At 34.0% G+C, this 4,356-nt stretch carries 2 protein-coding genes and 2 tRNA genes; 1 reads left to right on the forward strand and 3 read right to left on the reverse strand.

Annotated features, from left to right (window positions below):
* Positions 1-35: 35 nt before the first annotated feature.
* From FC45_RS07230 to FC45_RS07240, 3 genes are all read right to left on the reverse strand, one after another.
* Positions 36-126 (reverse strand) — tRNA-Ser (locus FC45_RS07230).
* A 40-nt stretch (positions 127-166) separates the two neighbouring features.
* A tRNA-Glu gene (locus tag FC45_RS07235) sits at positions 167-229 on the reverse strand.
* A gap of 193 nt (positions 230-422) precedes the next feature.
* Positions 423-3,161: a YhgE/Pip domain-containing protein gene (locus FC45_RS07240; RefSeq protein ID WP_057706512.1), complete on the reverse strand. Its 2,739-nt coding sequence runs from the start codon at positions 3,159-3,161 to the stop codon at positions 423-425.
* Between the two features lie 196 nt (positions 3,162-3,357).
* Between FC45_RS07240 and FC45_RS07245 the strand changes: the two genes are divergently transcribed.
* On the forward strand, positions 3,358-4,296 hold the full coding sequence (locus FC45_RS07245) for a diacylglycerol/lipid kinase family protein (protein ID WP_006588894.1): 939 nt from the start codon (positions 3,358-3,360) through the stop codon (positions 4,294-4,296).
* Positions 4,297-4,356 lie beyond the last annotated feature (60 nt).

Here is a 4,356-nt window from a genome sequence, read left to right on the forward strand (position 1 = left end):
CGAGCTACCAGACTGCTCCATCCCGCGATAAATTAAGGAGGATGTGGGATTCGAACCCACGCGCGGGCAGAACCCGCCTGACGGTTTTCAAGACCGTTCCCTTCAGCCGGACTTGGGTAATCCTCCGTTTATTTACCAAATATAATATTTAATTATTTGGTCATGACCCGTACGAGATTTGAACTCATGTTACCGCCGTGAAAGGGCGGTGTCTTAACCANTTTTGACTCGCTCTGACGTCCTCCGCCAAAGCACAAATATTATATTACCTAAGAAAGGGGCTTTCGTCAACACTTTATTGCAAAAAAATTCAAAAAAATTCATTTTTTTCAAGAAGTGCTGGTATTTCAGTGTTTACAGCGATTAAAAAAAGCAAATTTAGCCTCTTTCTGGCCAAATTTGCTTACTTTTTATGAATTTTCTTAAATTTCTTGTGTAATTTCTTTAGTATCTGTTACTAAAACATCTCTTTTTATTAAAGTACTTGCTGCCAATAAGAAGAGTAAGTAAAACAATACTGCTACTCCTAATAAGACAAGTGCGTTAATACTTGCATAACTATTGCCCAATCCTCCTGTTATTGCTTGTCTCAAACCATTTATTGCATAAGACATTGGTAAAAATGGATGAATAGCATTAAAGAATGAATTAGTTACTTGCATTGGGAACATACCACCTGCTCCACCAATGGAGGCAACAAATAGTAATAATCCAATTATTGTACCTAATCTTCCCATAATTAGCGTTAAGAATTGCATTATTGCCATTTGAGCAAGTGTATATATTAAACAAACCCAGAACAAGTCAAAAATATGATCTACTTTCAAGCCTGATAAAATCATAATCATATTTAAAATTACGACCATAGCTAAACTCACACTTACTGCCCGCTTAAATTCTTCGTTTAAGACTTTAACTGCATCCCTAGGTGTCTTATGTCTTCTATTAGCTGGGAACTCTAAAGTAAAGATTAATACTCCGATAAAGAGTCCTGTAGCCATTGCAAATGGTGCAAGAGCATGCCCATAGTTGGGAACAGTACTTGTAGAAGTATGTTGTAATGATGTTGGACTTGCAAACATTTGGGCATTATTTGGAGTACCAATATTACTATTAACTTTATTTGCTCCACTATTTAATTGTGTTGCCAATTTATTACTTCCTGATGAAAGCTGAGTCATACCATTAAGCAACTTGTCAGACTTACCATTTAAAATTTGAGTTCCTGTTGCTAATTGATTTACTCCATCGATTAGACTTGGAACTTGTAAATTCAATGATGAAAGTGCTGTACTCAACTGACTTGCACCGCTATTTAAGGAAGCATTATTAGATACTAAGGTATTAGTACCTGCCTTTACTTGACTTACCCCTTGAGTATACTGATTAGTTCCATCATAGAGTAATTTAAAACCTGAAATTAAACGATCAGACTTAGAAGCTAATTGAGCTGCACCGTTTGCTGCAGTGTCAACACCACTAGTATATTGATTAATACCATTCACTAAAGTATTAATTGAACCTGTTGAATTAGCCAATTTTTGTGTACCTACTGCAATTTGGCCTGTTACTGATTGTAAACTTGCAAGTTGTGTTGGCATCGCTGTTAATAAGTCTTGATTTTTCTTCAATGCTGATAATAAGGTATCAGTCTGAGTTAAAAGACTTTGTGCTTGAGTCATAGTTGATTGCAATGCAGGTAATTTTTGGGAAAGATTTTGTACAGTATCAAGTTGTGGTTGCAAAGTACTTTGAGTATCCAACATTACTCCTAATAAATTGCCCCACGAATCGTTAGCTGAATTTATTTGATTAGTTGAATCAGTGGCTTTTGTCTTAATTTCAGTTGCTAAATTTGCTAATTTAGCCTTAGTGTCACTGCTTAAACTTTTGTCGTTATTCAATAGCGAATTTATTTGATCGGCATCATCACTGATTTTTTGATTATCATCAAGTGATGTATATAAATTCCCCATATCTGCTGCAGTGGTAAAAGCCTGATTTTGCAACTTATCCACTGCTGTAGTTAATGAATTGACATCAATACTCGACAGTTGCTTTAGCAAACTTTGTACTGTTGTCAGTTGTTTTTCAAGACTAGCAACTTGTTCTTGCATACTGAGTGCTTGGGTAAGAGAACCAACAATATTACTAGATTGCAGCTTGCTATTAAAAGTTTGCACACCAGTAGCAACTTGACTAGCACCGTTATTCAATAAGCCAAATTGATTACTTGCTGATTTTAAGCTCGCTACTCCCATTCTTAAAGCTGCTGAGTTAGAACTCAAAGTATTAAGACCAGTATTTAATTTGGTATTACCAGCCGTATATTGGCTTAAGCCTGAATTAAATGTATTCATACCAGTCAATAAATCGCTAGATTTACCATTTAAGGTATTAACACCACTATTTAACTTGTCCACTCCTGCTGTATATTGTGAAATACCGTTAGCAAGAGCGGCTGAGCCTGAAGCTAATTGACTGGCACCAGATTTAAGTGGTGCAACAGAAACTTTTAGCGTTTGTACCCCATTATTAATTTGTGATACTGCTGCAGTATATTGCTTAGTACCATTTGCTAAAACTACTGTTCCATCACTGATTTGTTGCGCTCCAGATGCTGCTTTATTCATTCCAGCCCCTAAAGTTTTTAACTGTGAAAACATAGCTGTTGCATATGCTTTGGTAACAGCTGAGCGGATCATAGTATTAAGCTGTTTAATACCTACCTCACTCATGGTTTCAGCCAAATAATTTAATGAATCATTTGTCTTATATTTCAAATGCATTTGTTTAGGTTGTTTACTCATAACAGTAGCTGCGTTTTTAGAAAAATCACTAGGAATTGTCACTACCGTGTAAAATTCTCGATTTTTTAATCCTTTTTTTGCAACATTCTCGCTAACGAAGATCCATTTTAAATCATGATTCTTCTTAAGTTGGGCAACTGTTTGATTTCCGACAGCTAGAGTCTTTCGGTTATATTTGACAGCTTTATCTTTATTAACGACTGCAATAGGTAAATTCTTGGCTCCTGCGTATGGATTCCAAACAGATTTTATAAATGATAAGCTATAAAAAATTGGAGCTAAAACTGCTACAGAGATCATAATCAGTTTTAAAAAGCTCTTACTTTTAAGCCATTTGCTTACTTTTTCCATTAAAACCTCCTAAATGTTGCTTTTTTAATCTCTAAAACTATATATTTAGAGATTTGTAGAGCTAACAAAAACAAATTATATATTACTATTTAATCTTGTCAAATGTATATATATAGTAAATAAGGATTTTAATGACTTTTCTTATTGGCTATGCTAGTCTATATATCATGTAATATGTATTGTTTTAGAGGTTTATATGAAAAATAAGAATCCAAAATTTTCAATTATTGTTAATCTCAAAGCTGGTTCAGGTCATGCAAAAAAAATCTGGCCGATAATTGAAAGAGAATTAAAAAGAAAAAGTTTTGTCTATGATTGCTTTTATACTAAAGCCATCGGCCATGCCCAAGAATTAGCCAAAGAAATCGCTTATAAACATGAGTGTGACCTTGTTTTAGTTCTTGGAGGAGATGGAACATTACATGAAGTAATTAATGGCTTATTATTTGCAAAACAAAAAAATCCTATTCCAGTTTCTTACATTCCAACTGGTTCAGGAAATGATTTTGCAAAATCCTACGGTATTTCGAATTTGCCACTAGAGGCACTAGAACAGATTATCAATTGCAAGAACACAAAGAATATTTGTGTGGGTCATTACATTGAACAAATAGGTGGTCGTGAAGGATATTTTATTAACAATTTAGGGATTGGATTTGACGCCCGCATAGTTCATAAGACAAATTCATCATTAACTAAAATGGGCTTAAACAAACTAAATTTGGGGCAATTTTCATATGCATTGAAAGGTTTTTCAGCATTTTTAACCCAAAATACGTTTGAACTGATAATCGGAGACAAACATTTTAAGAGAGCTTATATATCAATCGTTAACAACGTACCCTATATTGGAGGTGGAATAAAAGTCTCACCAGAAATGAGCCCTTTCAAAAATGGACTTGAACTATTTGTTGTCGAAAAAAAGAATATACCAAGCTTATTAAAAATACTTAGACTTTTTATACTAGGCAAAATAGATAAAAGTCCATATGTTCATCGAATTAAGAATAAAAAATTGGCAATTAAAACGAAAAATAGCCAATTTATACACTTAGATGGAGAAGAATTTGCAAAAGCAGAAGTAAATTTACGTATAGATACACAAACATATCCATTTTGGCAACTCACCAACTAAAAAAGGCACGCTTTTGAAGCGTGCCTTTTTGGTTCTATAATTTTTCCTGTTGATAGTTTA

The organism is Lactobacillus jensenii DSM 20557, assembly GCF_001436455.1.
GTDB lineage: Bacteria > Bacillota > Bacilli > Lactobacillales > Lactobacillaceae > Lactobacillus > Lactobacillus jensenii.

What these genes read in the sequence shown, in the direction of transcription:
- FC45_RS07240 (WP_057706512.1), bottom strand. Translation starts at nt 3,161, where the DNA reads ATGGAAAAAGTAAGCAAATGGCTTAAAAGTAAGAGCTTTTTAAAACTG.
- FC45_RS07245 (WP_006588894.1), top strand. Translation starts at nt 3,358, where the DNA reads ATGAAAAATAAGAATCCAAAATTTTCAATTATTGTTAATCTCAAAGCT.